19 protein-coding genes and 2 pseudogenes are annotated in these 22,728 nt (G+C 57.0%); 6 read left to right on the top strand and 15 right to left on the bottom strand.

The genetic code is table 11. From position 1 onward, the window contains the following. Window positions 1-5: 5 nt before the first annotated feature. On the bottom strand, window positions 6-878 hold the full coding sequence (locus tag HA50_RS06190; protein ID WP_084878374.1) for an amino acid ABC transporter permease: 873 nt from the start codon (window positions 876-878) through the stop codon (window positions 6-8). A 10-nt stretch (window positions 879-888) separates the two neighbouring features. Further along, window positions 889-2,316, bottom strand: a complete 1,428-nt coding sequence (gene argH, locus HA50_RS06185; protein WP_084873608.1) for an argininosuccinate lyase — start codon at window positions 2,314-2,316, stop codon at window positions 889-891. 146 nt (window positions 2,317-2,462) lie between these two features. On the opposite strand from argH, the gene HA50_RS06180 reads away from it, so the two are divergent. After that, window positions 2,463-3,434, top strand: coding sequence for a LysR family transcriptional regulator (locus HA50_RS06180; RefSeq protein WP_084873607.1), 972 nt, complete (start codon window positions 2,463-2,465; stop codon window positions 3,432-3,434). 141 nt (window positions 3,435-3,575) lie between these two features. On the opposite strand, the gene HA50_RS06175 is transcribed toward HA50_RS06180, so the two are convergent. The 3 genes from HA50_RS06175 to HA50_RS06165 are packed head-to-tail and all read right to left on the bottom strand — an operon-like array spanning window position 3,576 to window position 5,118. Then, window positions 3,576-4,034 (bottom strand): GNAT family N-acetyltransferase, encoded by a 459-nt coding sequence (locus HA50_RS06175; protein WP_084873606.1) that lies wholly within the window; start codon window positions 4,032-4,034, stop codon window positions 3,576-3,578. Next, a complete protein-coding gene (locus tag HA50_RS06170) occupies window positions 4,031-4,558 on the bottom strand; it encodes a GNAT family N-acetyltransferase (RefSeq protein WP_084878371.1) in 528 nt (175 codons plus the stop codon). The genes HA50_RS06175 and HA50_RS06170 overlap by 4 nt, the downstream gene beginning before the upstream one ends. After that, window positions 4,555-5,118 carry a helix-turn-helix domain-containing protein gene (locus HA50_RS06165; protein WP_084873605.1) on the bottom strand — a complete coding sequence of 188 codons (564 nt, stop codon included), beginning with the start codon at window positions 5,116-5,118 and terminating at the stop codon, window positions 4,555-4,557. The genes HA50_RS06170 and HA50_RS06165 overlap by 4 nt, the downstream gene beginning before the upstream one ends. A gap of 150 nt (window positions 5,119-5,268) precedes the next feature. Here HA50_RS06165 and HA50_RS06160 point away from each other — a divergent pair, with 150 nt between their 5' ends. Then, window positions 5,269-6,006: a MerR family transcriptional regulator gene (locus HA50_RS06160; RefSeq protein WP_084873604.1), complete on the top strand. Its 738-nt coding sequence runs from the start codon at window positions 5,269-5,271 to the stop codon at window positions 6,004-6,006. Between the two features lie 166 nt (window positions 6,007-6,172). Here HA50_RS06160 and HA50_RS06155 read toward each other — a convergent pair whose 3' ends face one another. Genes HA50_RS06155 through osmF form a run of 4 tightly spaced genes read right to left on the bottom strand, consistent with a single transcriptional unit; the run spans window position 6,173 to window position 9,910 of the window. After that, window positions 6,173-6,904: an ABC transporter permease gene (locus tag HA50_RS06155; protein ID WP_084873603.1), complete on the bottom strand. Its 732-nt coding sequence runs from the start codon at window positions 6,902-6,904 to the stop codon at window positions 6,173-6,175. After that, window positions 6,904-7,839: an ABC transporter ATP-binding protein gene (locus tag HA50_RS06150; protein ID WP_084873602.1), complete on the bottom strand. Its 936-nt coding sequence runs from the start codon at window positions 7,837-7,839 to the stop codon at window positions 6,904-6,906. The genes HA50_RS06155 and HA50_RS06150 overlap by 1 nt, the downstream gene beginning before the upstream one ends. Continuing rightward, window positions 7,832-8,998 (bottom strand): ABC transporter permease, encoded by a 1,167-nt coding sequence (locus HA50_RS06145; RefSeq protein WP_084873601.1) that lies wholly within the window; start codon window positions 8,996-8,998, stop codon window positions 7,832-7,834. Before HA50_RS06145 ends, HA50_RS06150 begins: the two co-directional genes overlap by 8 nt. A 3-nt stretch (window positions 8,999-9,001) precedes the next feature. Further along, on the bottom strand, window positions 9,002-9,910 hold the full coding sequence (osmF, locus tag HA50_RS06140) for a glycine betaine ABC transporter substrate-binding protein OsmF (protein ID WP_084873600.1): 909 nt from the start codon (window positions 9,908-9,910) through the stop codon (window positions 9,002-9,004). Window positions 9,911-10,141: 231 nt separating this feature from the next. Here osmF and HA50_RS06135 point away from each other — a divergent pair. Further along, window positions 10,142-10,861 (top strand): annotated as a pseudogene (locus tag HA50_RS06135) (MFS transporter); the annotation flags it as partial. A 159-nt stretch (window positions 10,862-11,020) separates the two neighbouring features. Next, window positions 11,021-11,989 (top strand): annotated as a pseudogene (locus HA50_RS06130) (MFS transporter); the annotation flags it as partial. Between the two features lie 43 nt (window positions 11,990-12,032). Here HA50_RS06130 and idi read toward each other — a convergent pair. The 4 genes from idi to HA50_RS06110 form a co-directional block, all read right to left on the bottom strand. Next, a complete protein-coding gene (idi, locus tag HA50_RS06125; protein WP_084873599.1) occupies window positions 12,033-12,566 on the bottom strand; it encodes an isopentenyl-diphosphate Delta-isomerase in 534 nt (177 codons plus the stop codon). Window positions 12,567-12,751: 185 nt separating this feature from the next. Beyond that, window positions 12,752-14,647, bottom strand: a complete 1,896-nt coding sequence (locus HA50_RS06120) for a methyl-accepting chemotaxis protein (RefSeq protein ID WP_084873598.1) — start codon at window positions 14,645-14,647, stop codon at window positions 12,752-12,754. 170 nt (window positions 14,648-14,817) lie between these two features. Continuing rightward, a complete protein-coding gene (locus HA50_RS06115) occupies window positions 14,818-15,699 on the bottom strand; it encodes an Rpn family recombination-promoting nuclease/putative transposase (RefSeq protein WP_084873597.1) in 882 nt (293 codons plus the stop codon). A 200-nt stretch (window positions 15,700-15,899) separates the two neighbouring features. Beyond that, window positions 15,900-17,018 (bottom strand): suppressor of fused domain protein, encoded by a 1,119-nt coding sequence (locus tag HA50_RS06110; protein WP_084873596.1) that lies wholly within the window; start codon window positions 17,016-17,018, stop codon window positions 15,900-15,902. 225 nt (window positions 17,019-17,243) lie between these two features. Between HA50_RS06110 and HA50_RS06105 the strand changes: the two genes are divergently transcribed. Further along, a complete protein-coding gene (locus HA50_RS06105) occupies window positions 17,244-17,537 on the top strand; it encodes a hypothetical protein (protein ID WP_084873595.1) in 294 nt (97 codons plus the stop codon). Between the two features lie 4 nt (window positions 17,538-17,541). Here HA50_RS06105 and HA50_RS06100 read toward each other — a convergent pair whose 3' ends face one another. Next, window positions 17,542-18,405 carry an oxygenase MpaB family protein gene (locus tag HA50_RS06100; RefSeq protein WP_084873594.1) on the bottom strand — a complete coding sequence of 288 codons (864 nt, stop codon included), beginning with the start codon at window positions 18,403-18,405 and terminating at the stop codon, window positions 17,542-17,544. 129 nt (window positions 18,406-18,534) lie between these two features. Then, window positions 18,535-20,832: a beta-glucosidase BglX gene (gene bglX / locus HA50_RS06095; RefSeq protein ID WP_084873593.1), complete on the bottom strand. Its 2,298-nt coding sequence runs from the start codon at window positions 20,830-20,832 to the stop codon at window positions 18,535-18,537. Between the two features lie 157 nt (window positions 20,833-20,989). Here bglX and dld point away from each other — a divergent pair, with 157 nt between their 5' ends. Beyond that, the gene (gene dld, locus HA50_RS06090) at window positions 20,990-22,696 is read left to right on the top strand and encodes a D-lactate dehydrogenase (protein ID WP_084873592.1); all 1,707 of its coding nucleotides are present in this window, start codon (window positions 20,990-20,992) and stop codon (window positions 22,694-22,696) included. Window positions 22,697-22,728 lie beyond the last annotated feature (32 nt).

Genomic DNA, 22,728 nt, shown 5'->3' with positions numbered 1-22,728 from the left:
CTCCCTTAGTGATGACGGCGGTGGCCGCGTGAGAAGTAGCGTTCCAGCTGGCTCTGGCCGAACGACAGCACCGTCACCACGATCAGGTACCAGATACCCGCCACGAACAGCAGTTCCATGACGCGTGCATTGGCGAAATAGATGTTCTGGGTGTTGTAGAGCAGTTCGGAGTACTGAATCATGCTCGCCAGACTGGTGGTTTTGATCATGCTGATAAATTCATTGCCGACCGGCGGCAGGATGACGCGCATCGCCTGCGGCAGAATGATGCGTTGCAGCGCCTGCAAGCGCGGCATGCCGATGGCTTTTGCCGCTTCGTACTGGCCGGTATCCACCGACAGCAATCCGGCACGCACCACTTCGGAGGTGTAAGCTCCCTGGTTGATACTCAGGCCCAGCAACGCCGCGAGGAATGGCGTCATAATGGTGACGGTCTGCACGCTAAAGACACCGGGAATGCTGATGGTGGGGAAGACCAGCGCGAGGTTAAACCACAGCAGCAATTGCAGAATCAGCGGCGTGCCACGGAAGATCCAGGCGTAACCGACCGCGATGTAATGCAGCACCGGGTTGGGCGACATATACATGATGGCGGTGATCACCCCGAACAGGATGCCAAAGCCCATCGCCAGCACAGACATGATCAGGGTGTTGACCACCCCGTCGAGAATCGCTTTGGCGGTAAAGAACTGACCAACGAACGACCATTCAATCTTGCCGTGGGCGAACGCATTCACCAGCAGCGCCAGCAGGATCAGGATCACCACCGAAGCGGTGATACGGCCGTAATAACGGCGCGGCACCACCTGATAGCGATCCAGATCGTAATGCGGCTGGCGGCTGGCGTTGTTGAGTTCAGTCGGTGTCGATTGCGACATAAGCGTCTCCTCAGGCACGCGGGCCAGCGTAATCATCAGCCCATAGCTGCTGGGCCTGCATCAGGGTTTGCAGACGCGCCAGCTGCTCGCGCACGCGTTCCGGGGCGGTGCCACCGTAACCGTTACGCACCGCCAGCGCCGATTCCAGCGTTAACGCGCCGCGGACTTCGGCGGTAAGACGGCTATCCACCGCCTGAAGTTGTGCGTCGCTGAGATCCGACAGGCCACAGCCTTCGTGCTCGCACAACTGCACCAGCTGGCCGGTGATTTCGTGGGCTTCACGAAACGGTACGCCGCGCATCGCCAGCCAGTCGGCCACTTCGGTCGCCAGCGTAAAGCCATCCGGTGCCTGCTCGCGCATCACGTCGGTATTGAATTTCAGCGTCGCCATCATGCCCGCCATCGCGGGCAGCACCAGCAGCAGGGTATCAACCGCATCGATCACGTTGCGTTTGTCATCGCTCAGGTCACGGTTGTAGGAAAGCGGCATGGCTTTCATGGTGGTGAGCAGCGCCATCAGGTTACCGACCAGTCGACCGGAACGACCACGCGTCAGCTCGGCAATATCCGGGTTCTTTTTCTGCGGCATGATCGAGCTGCCGGTGGCGTAGCTGTCGTGCAGCTCCACCCAGCGAAACTGGCGTGAGGCCCACATGCACACTTCTTCGCACAGGCGCGACAGGTTGATGCCAATCATGCTGGTGACAAACAGGAATTCTGCGGCGTAGTCACGGCTGGCAACGGCATCAATCGAGTTCTCGCACGGTGCGAGGTAGGCCAGATCCACCGCCGCCAATTCCGGCTGACGCGCAATCGCCGAACCGGCCATCGCGGCTGCGCCGAGCGGGCAGCGCGCGCTGCGACGATCCCAGTCCTGCATACGTTCGATATCGCGGGCAAAGGATTGCGCGTGGGCCAGCAGCTGATGACCAAACACAATCGGCTGCGCCTGTTGCAGATGGGTAAAGCCCGGTGCCACGCTTTCGGTATGCTGTGCCGCCTGCTCAACCAGCGCCTGTTGCAGACCCAGCAATGCGGTCACCACCTTACGTCCGTTGTCGCGCAGATAGAGGCGCAAATCGTTGACGGTTTGATCGTTACGTGAACGACCGGCGCGCAGCTTGCCACCCAGCGGCCCTAAGCGCTCCGTCAGGGCACGTTCGATAAAGGTATGTACATCTTCGTCAGCGGCAATGGGATGCAGCTGACCGGCGCGGAAATCAGCATCCAGTTGATCAATCGCAGCCAGCATGGTGCTCAGTTCTGCGTCGCTCAGCAGGCCACCACGCATCAGTTCACGGGCATGGGCACGGCAGCCCGCTAAATCGTAAGGAGCCAGGGCAAAGTAGTAATCCGGGCTACGAGACAGCGCAGTTAAACTGGCGGCAGGCGCCGCTTTAAAACGCGCACCCCATAACAGTTCGGCTTTATCAGACATGCAATTTCCCCTTACAGATAATCAATAGCGAGATGAATGGAATGCCAGCGATAATAAAAACTTATTTTATTTGCGTACTGGTAAACACGGCACATTTCAGGTTCACTACACTTTCACCGCAATAATTCCGGAGTTGAATAGCAAAGATGGAAAGTAAAGTTTCCCAGTCTGGAAACAATGCGATCAATCGCAGCGATAATGCGGTGCTGGCATTAAGTAATATCGATTTAAAATTGCTGCGCGTATTTAAATGCGTGGTGGAAGCCGGTGGATTAACCGCGGCGAGTCATGAGCTGAATATTGGGCTGGCGGCGATCAGTAAACAGGTTTCCGATTTGGAAATTCGTCTGGGTATGACACTGTGCAGCCGTGGGCGCGAAGGCTTTGAACTGACGCAGTACGGCATCAATGTATATCAGGCGACGCTGGAGCTGTTCGTCTCCCTCAACCTGTTCCGCGAACGCCTGCACAACAGCCGCAACGAACTGCTGGGCGACATCGCCATTTGTGTGGTGGATAACACCATTTCCGATCCGCAATCCCCGGTCACCAGCGCGGTGCAGCAGTTGCACCAGAATGCACCAAAGGTACAAATCCGTCTGCAAACGGCGCAATTAGATGATATTGAACGCGGTATTAGCGAAGGACGATTTCATTGCGGCATCGCGCCAGTTTATGAAATGAAAAGTGATTTCGATTACTTCCCGTTATATAAAGAATATTCGAAATTATATTGTTCCGCCGGTCACCCGCTTTATTCTGGCAGTCATGACAATAAAATATCACTGGAATTATTACGTGAACAAAAAGTCATAAATCATTTATATGTCACACCACGTGATGCGCGCCGCCTGATTCCAATACACGACAGCGGGGTACAGGCTGTTCAGGTTGAATCCGTTGCCATGCTGATTCTGACCGGACACTTTATTGGTTATTTACCCGAACACTACGCGGCTGCGTTTATTGCGCGCGGCCAGCTGTGCGAATTGGGTGATGAATCGATACGCATGGAAAATCCGTTCTGCCTGCTAATGAAGAAAGGCCGCAAAATAAACCCGATTATCCGGCTGTTTATGCAGGCACTGGCGATCCCGGAGGCGGAAGCGACGCACTAAAAGGGGGCAAAAGCGCGCGATAAATCGCCTCGTGACCCAATATCGCACTGAGTTGTAGCGGCGCAATTTATTGCGCAGGGTTGACTGGCACCGTGCTCAGAATTGCGCGATAAATCGCGCAGCTACGATATGTGCAGCCCTTTATGACTGCGCAAAAATCTTGCCGAGACACTGCGCCGTTGCATTGCCAATATAATGCCCGAAGGGGGCAATCGGCTGATAACCCTGACGGGCATAAAACGCCAGCGCACGCTGATTCACTTTGCGCGTTTCCAGCCACATTGCCTGATAACCCTGCGCCCGCGCCTGCTGTTCCAGAAACTGCAAAACCGCCGCACCGATGCCCTGCCCGCCGCTTAACGCATACATGCGTTTCAGTTCGGCAATACCCGGTTGCAGCGGACGAAACGCGCCACAGCCCACCGGCCTGCGCTGAGCATCGCGCGCCATGGCAAAGCAACTGCCGGGTTGCTGCATCGCGTGCGGATCAAAACTGGCGCGCCCGCTGCAGCCGGTGAGTTGCCCCAGCGTAGTGGATAAGCGATCCAGCAGCCAGTCGGCATCCGGCTGTTGAATCGACTCCTGCGCCACTACAATCATGCGGGTGCCCGCAGCGTCTTAAACATCACAGTGGTGGCATCCAGTACGCCTTCCGTCGATTCGGCATAGTACGGAATGGAACCGGCAATCTGCCAGTCAAGCGACAGATAGAGAGCCGTCGCCACATCACCGCTACGCGTATCCAGCACCAGCAAGGTTTTCCCTTTATCTGCCGCCAGTTGTTCTGCCTGCTGCATCAGGCGTCGGGCAATACCCTGACGACGGGCGCGCGGATGCACCAGCAATTTGCTGATCTCGGCACGGTGACGACCATTGGGCATCGCGCTATAGCCCACCATCACCGTTGCCACGATCGCACCGTGCAGACGCGCCACCAGCAGCTGATTATCGCCACTGGCCAGGCTGAAAATTTTGTCCTGCCAGAAACGTTCAATCACCGCCCGATCGCTGGCGTCGATAAAACCCACGCTGGCCCCATCTGCCACGCAGCCCTGTAAAACATCACACAACGCGCCAATCAGGGGTTGCGCCTGGCTGGCGCTGAGCTGTTCGATCTCAATCATGGTTTGCATACCACCAGAATGTAACGTGCCCCGCCCTGCGGATGCGCAGTAAAGGAAGATTTGCCGGTCAGATGAAAGCGCAGGCAGTCGCCGGCCTGTAAGGTCCAGCTTTGCGATTCCATGGTGATGGTCAGTTCACCGGATTGTAACCAGATATGCTGCTCCAGCCCCTGCACCGGCGGGGCGTCATAATCGATTTGCGCACCAGGTTGCAGCACCGCTTCCACCATTTCTGCTCTAAAATGAGAAGCAGGTGGCGAAACGTTGCGGCGCTGAAAGCCGCTCTGCTCATCAATCCACACCGGCTGCTGTTCGGCTGTCAGCAGCAGCAGCGCGTCCTCCTCGACCTCACTCAGTAAACGCGACATGGTGAGACCGTAGGCAACGCAGAGCCGGTTAAGCAACGCTGCCGTTGGGCTGGTCTCCGCGCGCTCAATGCGCGACAATGTCGCCCGACTGATGCCGGTGGCCATCGCCAGTTCATCCAGCGACCAGCCGCGTTGCAGGCGTAATTCCGCCAGACGTGCGGCCAGACGGTCTTCGGTATCCGGTTCAGACATGATAACCTCTCACATATGGATTAAATTTCTCATATGTGAGATAAAGCCTGAAAACATGACCCGCGTCAACTTGTACAAAGAAAAAATCATTGTACAAGTTTGCAACCACAGTTATGGTGTGGCATCGCAGGTCAGTATATTGAGGAAGATATGGCCTTATACAGTATCGGTGACGTTGCCGAACGCTGTGGAATCAATCCGGTAACACTTCGCGCATGGCAGCGACGTTACGGTCTGTTAAAGCCCCAGCGCACCGAAGGCGGTCACCGACAGTTTGATGATGAAGATGTTCAGCGCATTGAAGAGATCAAGCGCTGGATAGAAAGCGGCGTGCCCGTGGGTAAGGTGAAAGCCCTGCTCGAAGGGGAAAGCGTCAATGTGCATGACGGCTGGAACACGTTGCAGGAAGAGCTGATGAGCGTGTTGCGCCATGTCAGACCCTCCAAGCTGCGGGCCAAAATCGCCACCATCGGGCGTGAACACCCGGTGGATGCGCTGATCGATCACGTCATTGTGCCGGTGCGCCAGCGACTTGGGCTGGATCAGAACACCGCACGCACCATGTGTAGCCTGCTGGATGGCGCGTTAATTGACTACGTGGCGTTTTGCCTCACCGGTTCACGTAAAAAAGCCGGGAAAGATGCGCTGATGATCGGCTGGGGCGTGGAGGATCGCACGCGCATCTGGCTGGAAGCCTGGCGGCTGTCGCAGCTGGGATGGCGGATGGATGTGCTGGCAGAACCGCTGGAACTGCCGCGCCCGGAGTTGTTTCCCGGCCAGAATCTGTTTGTCTGGACGGGAAAAAAACTGACCCGCCGTCAGCATGAACAGCTGGAACACTGGCAGGCGCAGGGCTTTAATATCCATCTGCACGACCCAACGCAGTAAAAACGCACACATCGGCCTTTGCCTCGGCGGATGTGCGCGTTATCATGCCGCCCTCCATGACTTTTTTCAGGTTTCGACATGAACTGGCAAAAAATCTTCATCTCCACCCTGTTTGCCGTAATGGCGCTCGGTGGTATGGGCGGCCTGATGCTGGTTGGCTACAGTCTTATCCTTCACGCCAACTAAGCCAGCGCTGCAACCGCTCCAGCGCGCGATCGCACACCAGCGCCAGTAACGCCACCAGCACCGCCCCCTGAATGATATAGGCGGTGTTGAAACCGCTCAGTCCGATGATCACCGGCGATCCCAGGCTTTCCGCGCCAACTGTTGACGCAATCGCCGCCGTACCAATGTTGATCATCACCGAAGTCCGTATCCCGGCCATGATCACCGGCGCAGCCAGTGCCAGCTCAATTTGCCATAAACGCCGCCATGGCCCCATGCCAAGACCGGTGGCGATTTCGCGATTGCTGGCGGGTACGCTATCCAACCCGGCGAGGGTGCCCTGCAAAATCGGCAACAATCCATACAGAAACAACGCGATCACCGCAGGCAGCGCGCCAAACCCCATCACCGGCACCGCGATGGCCAGCACCGCCACCGGCGGAAAAGTCTGCCCGGCGGCGGCCAGCGTTTCCAGCAGTGGGCGAAAGGCCCGTCCGCTCTGGCGTGTAGCAAACACCGCGCAGCTCACCCCGACCACAATCGCCAGCACGCTGGCGCTGACCACCAGCCACAAATGCGCCAGTGCCAGTCGCCAGAAACTGTCCTGCTGATATAAAGGCCGCTCCAGCTGCGGAAACCAGGCGCTAAACAGCGGCGCGCTGTGCGGCAATCCCCACAGTAGCAACAGAAATAGCGCCAGCAGCCAGCTCAGCGGATCTTTGAGCCAGCTCATCAGCCCGCCTCGCGCTGGTGCAGCAGATCGCTAAAATGCAGTACCCCAAGCGGTTGCTGATGCTGATCGACCACCGGCAGCTTGTCGGTACGTCGGGCAATGAACTGCGACAGCGCCTCGCGCAGCGTGAGCGCCGCGGCGATCGGCTCCGCCTCCAGCCATTCCCCGCGCCGTACCGCGTTCCCGGCCCGTCCCAGTGCCAGCAACCGCACACCGAGTTCGCTGTGACCGAAAAATTCGCGCGCAAAATCGCTGGCGGGCTGAGTCAGCAGTTCGATCGGTTTGCCCTGCTGCACAATCTCTCCGCCATCCATCAGCACCAGATGATCTGCCAGCGTCAGCGCCTCGTCGATATCGTGCGTCACCAGCACGATAGTGCGGCCGGACAGCCGATGAATGCGCAGCATCTCCTGTTGCAGAGCCTGCCGGTTCACCGGGTCGAGCGCACCGAACGGCTCATCCATCAGCAATAACTCGGGGTCCGCCGCCAGCGCACGCGCCACCCCGACACGCTGCTGCTGCCCGCCAGATAGCTGATGCGGATAGCGGGTGGACAGATGCGGGTCCAGATTCAGCAGCGCCAGTAGTTCCGCCACGCGCTCGCGAATGCGCGCCTGCGGCCAGCCCAGCAACGACGGCACGGTAGCGATGTTTTTCGCCACGCTCCAGTGCGGAAACAAGCCGATGGACTGAATGGCATAGCCGATGCGCCGCCGCAACGCACGCGCATCCATGCGTTCAATCGCCTCACCGGCAAAGCGAATTTCCCCGCTGTCGTGCTCGACCAGCCGGTTGATCATTTTCAGCGTGGTGGATTTACCGGAACCGGAGGTGCCAATCAGCACCGTAAAGCTCCCTTTGGCGATATGCAGCGACAGATCACGTACCGCCGCTTTGCCGTCGAAGATTTTATTTACCTGATGAAATTCAATCATGTTGTTTCTCCAGCAGTACCGCCACTAAACGCAGCAGCGCATCGGCGATCACCGCCAGCGCCACCACCGGGATCACCCCCAGCAGCACCAAATCCAGGGCGCTACTCAGCAACCCCTGAAACAGAATGGCGCCAAAACCCCCCGCACCAATCAGCGCCGCAACCACCGCCAGCCCCAGCGTCTGTACCACCACCACCCGCAACCCGGACAGCCACACCGGCAGTGCCAGCGGCAGTTCCGCATGCCAGAACTGTTGCCAGCGACTCATCCCCATACCGCGCGCCGTTTCCCGTACCTCTGGCGGCACCTGTTGCAGACCCGCCACCACGCTGCGCACCAGCGGCAGCAACGCATACAGCACCAGCGCAATCAGCGCCGGTGCCATGCCAATACCGGCGATGCCCCAGCGCCCGAGAACCGGGAAATGGGCGGCCAGCCCGGCCAGCGGCGCAATCAACAGGCCAAACAGCGCTACCGAGGGGATGGTTTGAATCAGGTTCAGCACGCTAAAAGCCGCCTGCTGCCAGCGCGTGCGTCGGGCAATGAGGATACCGAGCGGCAGGCCAATCAACAGCGTCGGCAGCAGCGTGCCGCCAAGCAAGGTCAAATGCTGGCTGAAGGCGGCGTCAAAGGTGGCACTGCGGTTGGCATACTCTTTTAGCAGGGAAAGCTGGTTGAGATGGCCGCTCAGCAACAGACCAAGCGGTAACAACCACATTTGCAGGTTAAGCAGGATGCGCCCGATGGTCTGTTGACTGAGCTGACGCACCGCTTCGGCCGCCAGCAGCAGAGACAGGGCCGCCGCGCTCCATAATCCGCTGCCAAAAGCGGTGCGCGCCAATCGGCTACCAGTCTGCGCCAGGAGCGTCGCCTGATGCCCGCCCAGCCAGATCAGCAGCGTAAACAGGCATTCAGCACTCACCAGCAGCAGCAACGCGGTGCGGCGACCGGGCGGACACCATAACAATAGCCACAGCGCCAGCAACGGGAGCAGTAACCCTCCTCCCAGCGGGATCTGCCACAGCAACAGCGGCTGGCCTGACACCAGCCGATTCGCGGCATAACTGAGTAGCGGCAATGTGGCAAACGCCAGGCTTAACAGCACCACCAGCAGTAGGATCACCGGTTGCTGGCGCGGTCGTTCGGTGAAAAATACCACGCGTTACAGCAACTTATTCTGCTGTAGCCACGCTTTAGCCACCTGGCTGGCATCCTGTCCATCCACCGCGATCTGCGCGTTAAGCTGTTGCAGTGTCTTTTCATCAAGTTTGCTGAACACCGGCTGCAACCAGTTGGCAATCTCAGGATACTGTTTCAGCACCACATCACGGATCACCGGGGTAGGCGCGTAAATCGGCTGTACCCCTTTTGGATCGGTCAACGTTTGTAGCCCCAACGCCGCAACCGGGCCGTCAGTGCCGTAGGCCATCGCCGCATTGACCCCGGAGGTTTGCTGCGCTGCCGCTTTGATGGTCACTGCGGTATCGCCGCCCGCCAGCGACAGTAGCTGTGACTGATCAAGTTTGAAATCATAGGCTTTTTCAAACGCCGGTAACGCATCGCTGCGCTCAATAAATTCTGCCGAGGCCGCCAGTTTGAAGGTGCCCCCTTTTCTCAGATACTGGCTCAAATCCGCCAGCGAGGTGAGTTGGTTTTTCTCAGCGACATCGCTGCGTACCGCGATGGTCCAGGTGTTGTTGGCAGGTGCGGGAGTCAGCCAGATCAGATGGTTTTTTTCTGCATCCAGGGTTTTGACCTTCTCATAGCCCTGCTGCGCATTCTTCCACGCCGGATCTTTCTCATCATTAAAGAAAAACGCCCCGTTACCGGTGTATTCAGGATAGATATCCAGCGCCCCGGCGGTAATCGCACCGCGTACCACCTGGGTGGTGCCGAGCTGAATTTTGTTAACTGTCGGCACCCCATGCTTGTTCAGCACCTGCAAAATAATATTCCCGAGCAGCGAACCTTCGGTATCAATCTTCGATCCCACCCGCACCGGATCCGCCGCTTGCGCTGCGCCAACACTCATTGCCAATGCTATCAGTCCCAGTAAACCCTGCTTAATCATGCCGTTCACCCTCGGTATTGTTATCGTATGTTGAGTTACAAGCGTAGCCTGGCGAACCGGGATGGGCGCGGTCAAGTGCGCCAGGGGCTTTCACTTCGCTCAATTTCTGCTAGCCATTTCAAATCAGTTATAACCAATTCGTTGCACTTATAACCAAATGGAATTTTTCAGTAGCGAACTGAGGATTATTCTCATATCCCCCATACCAACAAAAATACAGACAACAACATCATGTCCGACTTAACTTCTCCCGCCCATGTGGCGCTGGCAGGGAATCAACCTCAGGGTGAGACGCAGTGGATCCGCAGTGCGGCCGATGTCACCAGCCTGGTGAATAACAGCGAGCAGTCTCGTAGCAACGCACGCATCGTCATCGCCATCGCGCTAGGCGGGGTGTTTCTCGACGCCTACGACCTTGGGGCGCTGGCGTTCGGCATCAAAGATGTCGCACGCGAATTTCAGCTGACACCGGCCGGAACCGGGATGGTGGCGGCAGCTATTACCTTCGGTGCCATCGTCGGTGCGCTGATTGGCGGCTATCTCACCGATAAAATTGGCCGTTACCGCGTGTTTATGGCGGATATGTTCTTCTTTGTGGTGGCGGCGCTGGCCTGTGCCTTTGCGCCCAACGAATATGTGCTGGGCGGTGCGCGCTTCGTCATGGGTCTCGGTGTGGGTATCGATTTGCCGGTAGCGATGGCGTTTCTTGCTGAGTTCTCGAAACTGCGCGGCCAGGGCAATAAAGCCGCCAGCGTGGCGATGTGGTGTCCCACCTGGTATGCGGCGATCAGCATCTCCTATCTGTTGGTGTTGCTGCTGTACGCGGTACTGCCGGAAAGCCATACCGGCTGGCTGTGGCGTCTGATTCTCGGCTTCGGTGCTGTGCCTGCACTGCTGATCATTGCCATCCGCAGCCGCTATATGAGCGAATCTCCAATCTGGGCTGCCAATCAGGGCAACCTGAACGGGTGTTAAAACCCGCGCGATAAATCGCGCCGCTACGGCCTTTACAATGTGACGCCGCTTTTAAAAATCGCTAACTCGCGGAAATCATTGGCTTCATTACGGCTGATTGAAGGCATGAGTATGGAGGCGATGCCTAGCTAGCTAGGCAATAAAGCCGCCAGCGTGGCGATGTGGTGTCCCACCTGGTATGCGGCGATCAGCATCTCCTATCTGTTGGTGTTGCTGCTGTACGCGGTACTGCCGGAAAGCCATACCGGCTGGCTGTGGCGTCTGATTCTCGGCTTCGGTGCTGTGCCTGCACTGCTGATCATTGCCATCCGCAGCCGCTATATGAGCGAATCTCCAATCTGGGCTGCCAATCAGGGCAACCTGAACGGGGCTGCGGAAATTTTACGCCGCTCCTACAACATCAATGCCCGTGTGGCGGAAGATGCTGACCTAAGCCAGCAACCGACCGTTCGCAAAGCCAGCTGGCGCAACTACGGGGCATTGTTGCAGGGGGTATATCGTCGTCGCACCATCCTCGCGACCGTGACCTCCATCGCCTCCTCCTTCGCCTACAACGCGGTGGCGTTTGGTCTGCCGGTGATTATCTCCAGCTTCTTTGCCCAGTCGATGCTGACCACCATCCTGGTGTCGCTGGCGCTGAACCTGTTGTTTGCCTTTGTCGGTGGTTTGCTGGCGGTGCGTCTGGTACCGCGTCTCGGCGCGTGGAAGATGTCGGTGACGGGATATAGCTTGCAGTGCGTGGCGCTACTGGGGCTGGCATTGATTGGGCGTCCGGAAGGTGGCGAACAGGCGGCCCTGGCGATTGCCATGCTGGCACTGTTCCTGTTTGGTCAGGGTTTTGGTCCAGGATCACACACCATGACCTTTGCTTCCCTGAGCTATCCGGCATCACTGCGTGGCGTGGGCGTTGGCTTTAACCAGACACTGATGCGTGGCAGCTCCACCGTGTCGCTGTTTGTGTTCCCGCTGCTGGTCGCGGCGTTTGGCACTGGCGTGTTCTGGGTGATCTTCCTGGCACCGCTGATCGGATTGCTGGCACTGCTGGCGATTCGCTGGGAGCCGTCGGGTTACGATGTGGATGCCGAGGATTTTACCGGCCAGTAACCATAAGGGCGCGATTTATCGCGCCTTACCTGACCGAAGCCGATCAGGCCGTGATCTGAAAAGCGTCCAGCGTGGCGGGAATACGCGCGAAGGTGTAGAGAAACCACGGAGTGAACTGCGCCGGTTGCTGGGCGATTTCCTGCTGGATTTGCGCCACAGAACGGTAGCACCAGGCGTCGGCTTCTTCCGGGTTTAACTCGGGCTGCTCGTCGCTGATGGCAAAAAACACGTGACCATATTCATGTTCGGTCAGGCCATTACTGAGCGGCAGGTTATAGCTCAGTTCAAATACCGGGGTCAGCGTCAGCGTCAGCCCCATCTCTTCGCGCAAACGGCGCTCCGCAGCAGCACGCGTCGATTCCTGTGGATAGGGATGACCGCAACAGGTATTGCTCCATAATCCACCGCAGTGATATTTACCACTGGCACGTCGTTGCAGTAGCAGTTCATGCCGCGAGTTAAATACGTAAACCGTTACCGCGCGATGCAGTAATCCTTTTTCATGAACTTCCAGCTTTTCCATCTTGCCGGTGGGACGATCGAGGTGGTCGACGAGAATAACTTCTATGGCGGACATGACAACTCCTTCAGAAAAATCTCAACCATTGTACACAATCACCACGCAGAGGACGGGAGAAATTGCGTACATTCCGTGCGTTTCCGTAACGGAACGTTAATCTTAGCAGCCAGCATAAAAAATGGGGAATTTCTGCTTAGGAAGGAGAATCGGCAGCCCGGAGCGAGCTGCCGTGCCAGGTAAGGTTAGAGTTTAAAGCTATGCACCACCTGCTCCAGTTGCACGCTCTGTTCTTCCATCGCACGCGCCGCAGCGGAAACCTGTTCAACCAACGCGGCATTTTGCTGGGTGCTGCCATCAAGCTGGGTAATAGCGACGTTAACCTGATCGATGCCCAGACTCTGCTCGCGGCTGGCAGACATGATTTCCCCCATCAGCGTGGTCACGCTGCTGACGCCCTGCATCAGTTCATCCATGGTCTGCCCGGCTTGCTCCACCAGCTGGCTGCCGGTGTCGATATTGGCAACGGATTCCTCAATCAGCTTTTTAATCTCACGCGCCGAGTTCGCCGAGCGTTGCGCCAGATTGCGCACTTCCGATGCCACCACGGCAAAACCACGCCCCTGCTCACCAGCACGCGCAGCTTCCACCGCGGCGTTCAGTGCCAGGATATTGGTCTGGAAAGCGATGCTGTCGATGACGCTGATGATATCCACCACTTTGCGCGAAGAGTGGTGAATCTCGCCCATGGTACTTACCACCTGACGCACCACCTCGGTACCACGAGCCGCCACCTGCGAAGCACCATCCGCCAGCTGGTTGGCGTGGGTGGCGTTATCGGCGTTCTGACGTACCGTGCCGGTTAACTCTTCCATCGAGGCAGCCGTTTCAACAATCGAGCTGGCCTGCGATTCGGTACGCGCGGAGAGGTCCGCATTGCCACTGGCAATCTCGCGCGAAGCCGCGGTAATGGCCAGCGCACTGTCGCCCACCTGGCGCATCAGTCCCTGCAAATAGGCGATGAACTGGTTGAAACTCTGCGCTACCGCATTGAATTCCGGGCTGTTGCTGGCCGGCAAACGTTGTGTCAGATCGGCACCACCGGTTGATAACGCTTCGATATTGCGGTTCAGCAGGCTGAGGCGTTGCATCATGGCGCGCACAAAACCCAGCAGCACCAGCAGCAGAATCACCGCCAGCGGGATTTGTACCAGACCGAGGCGCGTCAACATGCTATGGGTTTGGGCATCCAGCAGGCTCGACGGAACATCGCTGGCAAGATACCAGGGGCTGCCGGGGATCGCTTGCAGGAACAGGGTATGTTCGCCGTCATCACCTTTGTAGCTAGCCTGGGTTGGCTGCGCACCCGCCTGCGCCAGCAAGGTTTTCAGGGTTGCTGCCAGCGGCAACTGGGTATCCGCCAGGTTTTCCAGTTTTGGCGTCCCCTCCACCAGCGTGGCGTTACCCACCACTTTGCCATCGGCCTCGACAATCAGCACGCGGCCCTTGATCGCCTCACCCATTTGCTTCGCCAGTTGATTGAAAAAGCCAAGAGTAACGTCAATGGTCGCGACGCCCCAGACCGTGCCATTGCGATAAATCGCCATCGCACAGTTGGTACGCGGCTGCGGGCTGGCAGCATCCTGATAGGCTTTCGCCCAGGCGCACTGCCCTTTGGCCGCAGCCATGCCATCTTTGTACCACGGCTGCTCCCAGTATTTATCGGCAGCATCGGAGTTCCAGTAGGTATTCACCTGCAGCTGATTACTGGCGTTGCGCGCAAAGAACGAGCTGTCTTTTTCTTTGGCGGGATCGCGGCGATTGGGTAACGGCCAGATGCCGCCACCGAACACGTTGCTATCCTGATATTGGTTCACCAGCGCGGGCAGCAGCGTATCAATGCTGGCGCTGTCCATCACGCCGGCGGCTTCGGTAATGGCGCGTTGCTGCGCCTGTACGCGGTTCATCTGCTCAACGATGCGTCCAGCCAGGCCGTCCACTTCGTAACGTACCAGGCGGCTCTCATTTTGCGTGAGTTGCGGCGCAATAAACTGGTTGATCACCAGCAAGGTGACCAGCATCAGGACAACGAAAAACGCGATGAGGGTCGCGGTGAAACGTGATTGTGTGGTTTTTAACATTGGAGTGCCCTTACCCTGGAGTGGCGAGATGCCTGATCCGGGTTAACGGCGTGTTAAGAAGGAACTTGAGGTGCGCACGATCACAAAGCAATAAAATAGTTGATGCGGGTGATGATCCAGCGGCGCGACTGCTCACGCCATCCTGGATGAAGGGGCAAAACTGGTGGTATTCAGGCATTCAGCTGCTGAACGTCACTCTCACTCAGGCCCGTGAATTTCATGATGGTTGCAACGTCTATTTTGTCCAGAAGCATGCGCTGCGCCACCAGCAATTTAGCCTCCTGCAGTCCTTCCTGACGCCCTTCCTGCCGCCACTGCTGTTCAACAGTCATAATCTGTTCCTTTAGTTGAGGTTTGGTTTGTATCAGTGTCTCAACAAGTTTTTCCCGGTCATCCGTATCCCCATGTTGCATCAGATAGAAGATCACGTCGATAGAAAGATCATCATCATAATCCACCGACAGTAACGTTGCCATCGGGTCGATTTTTTCCAGCATGTCGCGCAGGCGTATGACCTTATGCGCCATTTCCAGCCGCGCCACAGCACGGTGTGTCATGATCTCCTCATCCGGAATCACCGTGATATCAATCAGTGGGAAGGGATGGCAATAAATCTGCTCAGCCAGCTGCTGGTTGCGGAATGAAGACAGCCAGTTCATGGAATAAGGATAGGGACTGGTTTTTCCCTGATAGAACAGCATTGGCACCACAATCGGTAATTCGTTATGGCCTTCATCAAGGTGTCGCTGCATGGCGGCAATGGCGTAGCGCATCATGCGTAAGGTCATATGTTTATCTGGGGAACTTTGGTGCTCAATCAGCGTATAGATATACCCATCACCACAGTCAGTTTTCATTGAAAGCAAAACATCGGAATAAAAAGCGCTGAGATCCCGTTCAATAAACGTGGTTGGTACCAGTTGCAATGTATCCAGGTCGCAGTGGCAGCGTATTGTTGACGGCAGGTGAATTTCCAGGAACTGCCTGGCAAGAGGGAGCTGACTCATAAATTTTTTGAACAGGGCATCGTGCGGTGTCACTGTAGCGCTCATGAAGACTACCTGCCAGGTAATGGGAGTGCCCAGACGCTACCATAGAGGCTATATTACTGATATCTAAGGGATGAAATTATCAGGAGGATTTAAGTTATTCAGAATAACGTGATAAAACCATCAGTTTTAAACCCTTTCCATCTGCTCTGGCTACGTGAGTTATCTGTGCCTGATGGGGGCTCTCGCCCCCCAGACGGTGGCTACCTGGCACGCGGGGAAGGTTCTACCACTTCCTGACGAGGGCGAAAAACGTGGTCATTCCCTTCAGCCAGCAGGCGTTGCACCAGTTGCTGACCGCCGCGCTCGTCGGCCTGGGCAAACTGGCGCTCAGCCTCGGTAATCGGCGTGGACCACAGCAAATTCACCCGGTCGCCTTCGCGCTTCGGCAGACGGAACTGCGCGGCTTCCGGGGCCAGTCCATTTGCCAGCAGGAAACTTTCAAACCCTACCGGGGCCACCTCCGACGCCAGCGTATGGCCCTCTCCCAGCCAGGTCAGGCGCGCCCACGGCAGATGGGCAAACTCCGCCAGCGCGCTAGCCATCTGCACCGCATTGGCTTCGTCCATCACTTCGCCGTCCACCGCCATCGCCAGTTCGATCCGCCGATACTGCGGGGCCAGCTCATCAAACAAGTAATCCACCTGTGGCATCGGACGGATGCACATCCCCAGGGTGAGAAAATACCAGACGCCCTGATGCCAGTGCTGCGAAATCGCCATCGGTGGCCAGTTGCCCTGATCGATGGCGTAATACTTCACCGACTCGCCAAATTGCGCCTGATAGCACTGCATCAGCTCACGTTGCACCGCATCCCACTGATGGCCGTCGTGCCAGTCTCGCCAGAAATGACGCTGTTGTTCTGCGCGCGCGTAGTAATCATTGGTTGATGCAGAACCGAGCGGTGCCGTCAGGCGATTGGCTTTGATGCAACCTGCCGAGAAGCTGACCTGTTTGTCCTGATACAGGCTCCAGCCGGGGATCACCGCCAGCAGCTGGCCGTAATACCACAGCGCCGCGCCCTCATCGCCCGGCTCCCATATCACCTGTAAACCCGCCGGATCGAGCATCGGCTCAGCTTCCAGCGTGCGGCAATACTCAGCGCTGAGCAGCGGCGCAATACCCTGCTCCATCGCAGCACGATCTTCAGTGGCTGGCGCGGGTAGCAGGTTGCGTAGCCAGCACCCGCGCACCGCATATTGGCTGCGGAACAGGTCGCTCGGCCAGATATAAAAATAGGCCGTGCGCGCGTCCTGCTCGACGATGGCCGTTAATGTGTGTTGCTGATTAGGCACCTCAGCAATCAGAGGTTGGTGTGTCATAACGCCTCAACAATGCCTGGAGGGATCCATTTCCCCCGAGAATAGAGCAGGATCGGCACTCGCGCCATGTGACACAAGGGTAAAACTCTCAAAGTGATGTCGGGAAAGGTTGAGGATTATTGATGTTTCGCTATGCAATCCGCGTTCAGACATCAAATTAATTCGCGATTCATTTGCCACGGCACATGCTATTGTCGCGCCATTCGCATCAAAGGAGTCGCCATCATGGTGCTGCAAAGTCTGGATTTGAACCTGCGTGATGTGGTGATTTTTGCCCTGCTGGTCTGGCTGTTTATCCGCTACACCTGGGTGATGTCAGCGCTGACGTTGATCGTTAGCGGCATTGCCTTACTGGTGATCCTGCCTGCCGATCTTTACTACAGCCTGTTACCGCTGGCGCTGATCGGCTTCGGGCTGGGCATGTTAATCCACCACTATCAATTGCGGCAGTTAACCCTGCGTCGCGAAGCCAGAACGCCACGCACCTACACCAAAACCGGGGATGATTTTCATCCGTAATGGGTCAGCGTCCCATACGCTTCATGGCACGCGCATAGGCCCCGCGCTGGATCGACCAGCGCAACAACCCGGCAATCAGATGAATTTGTCCATCCACCAGCCGTTGCTGCACAGGATTGATGGTTAAGCCTGCCTGCTGCTGCGCCCAGTCGGGCAGCAGGCCCGTCCCCGCTTTCAGCATCACCTTCATCACCGGTTTCGCCTGCCAGCTGGGCGCTGGCGCGTTCATTAGCAATTGCGTCACTTCACGCGTGCGCTCATCACAGATCAGCTGCGGACGCATCGCCTGTAAATAGTCTTCAACCGCCGCCACGCTTTGCGGCACCTGCTCAGCACCGAGCGATTCGGCAATCAGCGCCGCTTCCTGATAATAACGATCCTGCTCAGCCAGGCTGAGATGGGGATTTTTATAGCGCAGGTGGGCGGCAAGGAAGCGGCTGGTTTCCGCCACATGCACCCAGGTCAGCAACTGCGGGTCGCTGGCGGCATACGGATGTCCGGCATTATCAACGCCGGTGACGCGCAGATGAATCCGTTTGACGCGTTCAATCAGCGTATGGGCATCCTGCCGGTTACCAAAGGTGGTGACGGCGATAAACTGACTGGTGCGTCGCAGCCGCCCCATCATGTCTTCGCGGAAGTTGGAGTGATCCCATACACCGGCCAGCGCCGCCGGATGCAGCATCTGCAACAGCAAGGCACTGATGCCGCCGCACATCATGGCAGCAAAATCACCGTGCACACGCCAGATAACGCTGTCCGGCCCGAACAGGCCCGGATCGCCTGGTGGTTGCGAGATGTCGAATTCATTGAGCGAGAGGCCATTCAGGCGGAAGACTTGTTGTTCGATGCGGTTGCGGATATTCATGGTGTTGGATTGAAGGAATTTGCTGCAAATATTACTGCGCGATAAATCGCGCCGCTACACTTTCTGCGGCCTGTGAATGCAGGTGCCAAAATGGTGGCACGATTTATCGCGCCACCACGATGACCTGCTTTAAAGATAATCGAAACTGGCGTCCTGGGTGCGCACCGAATCCAGCCCAATCATCACATTGAACTTACCTGGCTCGGCCACCTGCTGCATTTTTTGATTCCAGAACTTCAGCGCATCCACATCAATCTTAAAGCTCACCGTCTGCGATTCACCCGCCTTCAGCATGATGCGTTTGAAACCACGCAGCTCCGCTACCGGGCGGCTGATGCTGGCAACCGGATCGTTAAGATACATCTGCACCACGGTGGCACCGTCACGCTTGCCGGTGTTGGTTACCGTCACGCGGGCTTCAATCGTGCCATTACGTGGCATGAATTTTGCGGACATTTTCACCGGAGATACGTTAAAGGTGGTGTAGCTCTGACCATAACCAAACGGATAAAGCGGTCCATTGATGGCGTCGTAGTAATGCGAGGTGTATTTGTTTGGCTTCTCGAAGTTATACGGGCGACCTGTCGGCAGATGGTTGTAATAAATCGGGATCTGCCCCACCGAACGGGGGAAGGAAACCGGCAGCTTACCGGATGGGTTGTAGTCGCCAAACAGCACATCGGAAATCGCGTTACCGCCTTCCGTACCACTAAACCAGGTTTCGAGCATCGCATCAGCCTGGCGATCTTCATTCACCACATTGAGCGGACGACCATTCATCAGCACAATCACCAGCGGTTTGCCGGTGGCTTTCAGCGCCGCCAGTAATTTCTGCTGGCTTTCCGGTATCACCAGATCGCTCCGGCTGGAGGCTTCGTGCGCCATACCCTGCGCCTCGCCAACCGCCGCTACCACCACATCAGCCTTCTTCGCGATAGCGACGGCTTCTTCGATCATCTGCTGTGGACTACGTGGATCGACGGTCACCGCTTTTTCATACAAATTCAGGAAGTTCTGAATGCCTTTGTTATCGGTGATATTCGCGCCTTTGGTGTACAGCAGCGTGCCTTTGCCTGCCATCGCGTTGCGCATACCCTGCAACAGGGTGATGGATTGACTGGCCACCCCAGCTGCGGACCAGCTGCCCATAATGTCACGCTGGCTGTCGGCCAGCGGGCCGACCAGCGCTACCGTGGCATTGCGTTTCAGTGGCAGCGTCTCATGCCAGTTCTTCAGCAGGACGATACTCTTGCGCGCCACGTCACGCGCTTCAGCACGGTGTAACCGGCTTTCGGCGTTGGTATCCTGCGGATCGCTGCCTTTCGGTCCCAGATGGCTGTAGGGATCGTTAAACAGCCCCATATCGTATTTAACGTTCAGCACATGGCGCACCGCATCATCAATTTCCGCCATGCTCACAACGCCGCGTTTCACCAGTCCCGGCAGATATTTGCTGTAGTACTCATCACTCATACTCATATCGATGCCGGATTTCAGCGCAATGCGCACCGCGTCCTGCGGATCGCTGGCAACACCATGTTTGATCAGCTCTTTGATCGCGCCATGATCGCTGATGGTGATGCCTTTGAATTTCCATTCGCCACGCAGCAAATCTTTTAACAGCCAGCTATCTGCCGTCGCTGGCGTGCCGTTAATTGAGTTGAGCGCCACCATCACGCCACCGCTGCCCGCATCCAGCGAGGCTTTATACGGCGGCATATAATCCTGGAACATACGCTGCGGGCTCATATCCACGGTGTTGTAATCACGTCCCCCTTCCACCGCGCCGTACAGGGCGAAATGTTTTACGCTGGTCATGATCGAGTAGCGGTCCGCCGGGCTTTTGCCCTGCATCGCTTTCACCAGGGTGCTGCCCATTTGTGAGGTCAGGAAAGTGTCTTCACCAAAGCCTTCGGAGACGCGTCCCCAGCGCGGTTCACGACTGACATCCACCATCGGTGCCCAGGTCATGTTCAGGCCATCATCGGCCGCTTCATAGGCAGAAACCCGCCCGACTTCCGCCACCGCATCCAGATCCCAGCTTGACGCCAGACCCAGCGGGATTGGGAACACGGTACGCTGACCGTGCACCACATCGTAAGCAAAGAATAAGGGAATTTTCAGGCGGCTGAGCTGCATCACCTGATCCTGCATGGCGCGAATATCCGGACGCGTCACGGTATTGAAAATCGCCCCGACCTGCCCGTGCTGAATCATGTCACGGATGGCTTCCTTTGGGTTATCCGGCCCCACGCTGATTAAACGCAGCTGACCAATTTTTTCATCCAGCGTCATCTTGCTGAGCAGTTGGTTAACAAAGGCGTCACGCGCCTGTTCCGTCATCGGATGGTTACCAAACATGTCGTCCGCCAGCGCGGGTTGAATGGCGAGGGATACAGCGAGGCTAATAGAGCAAATCCATTTCATCAGGTCAGGTTCTCTTAAGTGACTGCGCAATATAAAAATAGCCAGGGAAGTGTGCCATAAGATGAGGATAGCAGGTAGCCACCGATGTCACATCGCCACCGCTTCGCCCCAGGCGTGCTACAGTATTTTTCGCAACGTTAATGACAAGGATAAGCCAATGACAACCCTCTCTGATTCGAACCTGCTGGGTGAGCTGCGACGCCTGGTCGGTTCTGCACACCTGCTGACCGACGCCGAACAAACGGCGCGCTACCGCAAAGGCTTTCGCTCTGGCGAGGGTGAAGCGCTGGCGGTGGTGTTCCCTGGTACGCTACTGGAGTTGTGGCGGGTACTTCAGGCGCTGGTGGCGGCCGATGCGGTCATTCTGATGCAAGCCGCCAATACCGGGCTGACGGAAGGTTCGACGCCAAACGGTAACGATTATGACCGCCCGGTGGTGATCATCAGCACGCTACGCCTGGATAAGCTGCAATTGATTGAGAGCGGCAAACAGATCCTGGCGTTCCCCGGCAGTACCCTGTATCAGCTGGAAAAAGCGCTTAAACCGCTGGGACGTGAGCCTCACTCGGTCATTGGTTCCTCCTGCATTGGCGCGTCGGTGATGGGAGGGATCTGCAACAATTCCGGTGGCTCCCTGATTAAACGCGGCCCGGCGTACAGCGAGATGGCGCTGTATGCGCAGATTGATGCCGAAGGAAAGCTGCGTCTGGTGAATCATCTCGGTATCGAGCTGGGTCATTCGCCGGAAGAGATACTGGGACGACTGGACGATGATCGCTGGCAGCAAAGTGATGTTATCTGGGACGATCGCCACGCATCGGATCATGAATATGCCGATCGCGTGCGCGATATCCACGCCGATACCCCGGCACGTTTCAATGCCGATGCACGCCGCCTGTTTGAAGCCTCTGGCTGTGCCGGCAAGCTGGCGGTGTTTGCCGTGCGTCTCGATACCTTCGCCAGCGAACCAAAACAGCAGGTGTTCTATATCGGCAGTAACGACCCGGCAGAGCTGGGGGAAATCCGCCGTCATATCCTCGAAAATTTCCACCACTTACCGGTGGCCGGGGAATATATGCATCGCGATATTTTTGATATCGCCGAAGTGTATGGCAAAGATACCTTCCTGATGATCGACCGGCTTGGCACCGACAAAATGCCGCTGTTTTTCACCCTCAAGGGACGCCTTGATGCCTGGCTGGCGAAGCGTAACTGGATCAAGCCGCACTTCACCGATCGCCTGTTGCAGCGCCTGAGTACCCTCTTCCCGGCCCATCTGCCAAAACGTCTGAAGCAGTATCGCGACAGGTATGAACATCATCTGATGCTGAAAATGTCCGGCGATGGCGTGGCAGAGGCGCAGGAATATCTGCACGACTTTTTCCGTGAGGGTGGCGGGGAGTTTTTTGCCTGTGATGCCAAAGAAGGCGCGCATGCGTTTCTGCATCGTTTTGCCGCCGCCGGTGCCGCTGTGCGTTATCACGCGGTCCATGCGGAGGAAGTGGAAGATATTCTGGCGCTGGATATTGCGCTGCGCCGTAATGACCACGACTGGTTTGAGCGCCTGCCACCAGAATTCGATAACGATCTGAGCCATCGTCTCTACTACGGGCACTTTTTCTGTCACGTATTCCACCAGGATTACATCGTGAAGAAAGGCGTGGATGCCCATGCGCTGAAAGAGAAGATGCTGACGATTCTCAGCCAGCGTGGCGCGGAATATCCGGCGGAGCATAACGTCGGGCATTTGTATGCCGCGCAGCCGCAGCTCCAGGCGTTCTATCGCCGCCTGGACCCCACCAACAGTTTTAATCCGGGGATTGGCAAAACCAGTAAGCAGAAAGGCTGGGCAGTCAAAGCATAGTCTGCCCGTAGCGGCGCGATTTATCGCGCCGC

This window comes from Pantoea cypripedii, assembly GCF_002095535.1.
In the GTDB taxonomy this organism is placed as follows: domain Bacteria; phylum Pseudomonadota; class Gammaproteobacteria; order Enterobacterales; family Enterobacteriaceae; genus Pantoea; species Pantoea cypripedii.
This window is presented reverse-complemented; position numbering and strand designations above follow the sequence as displayed.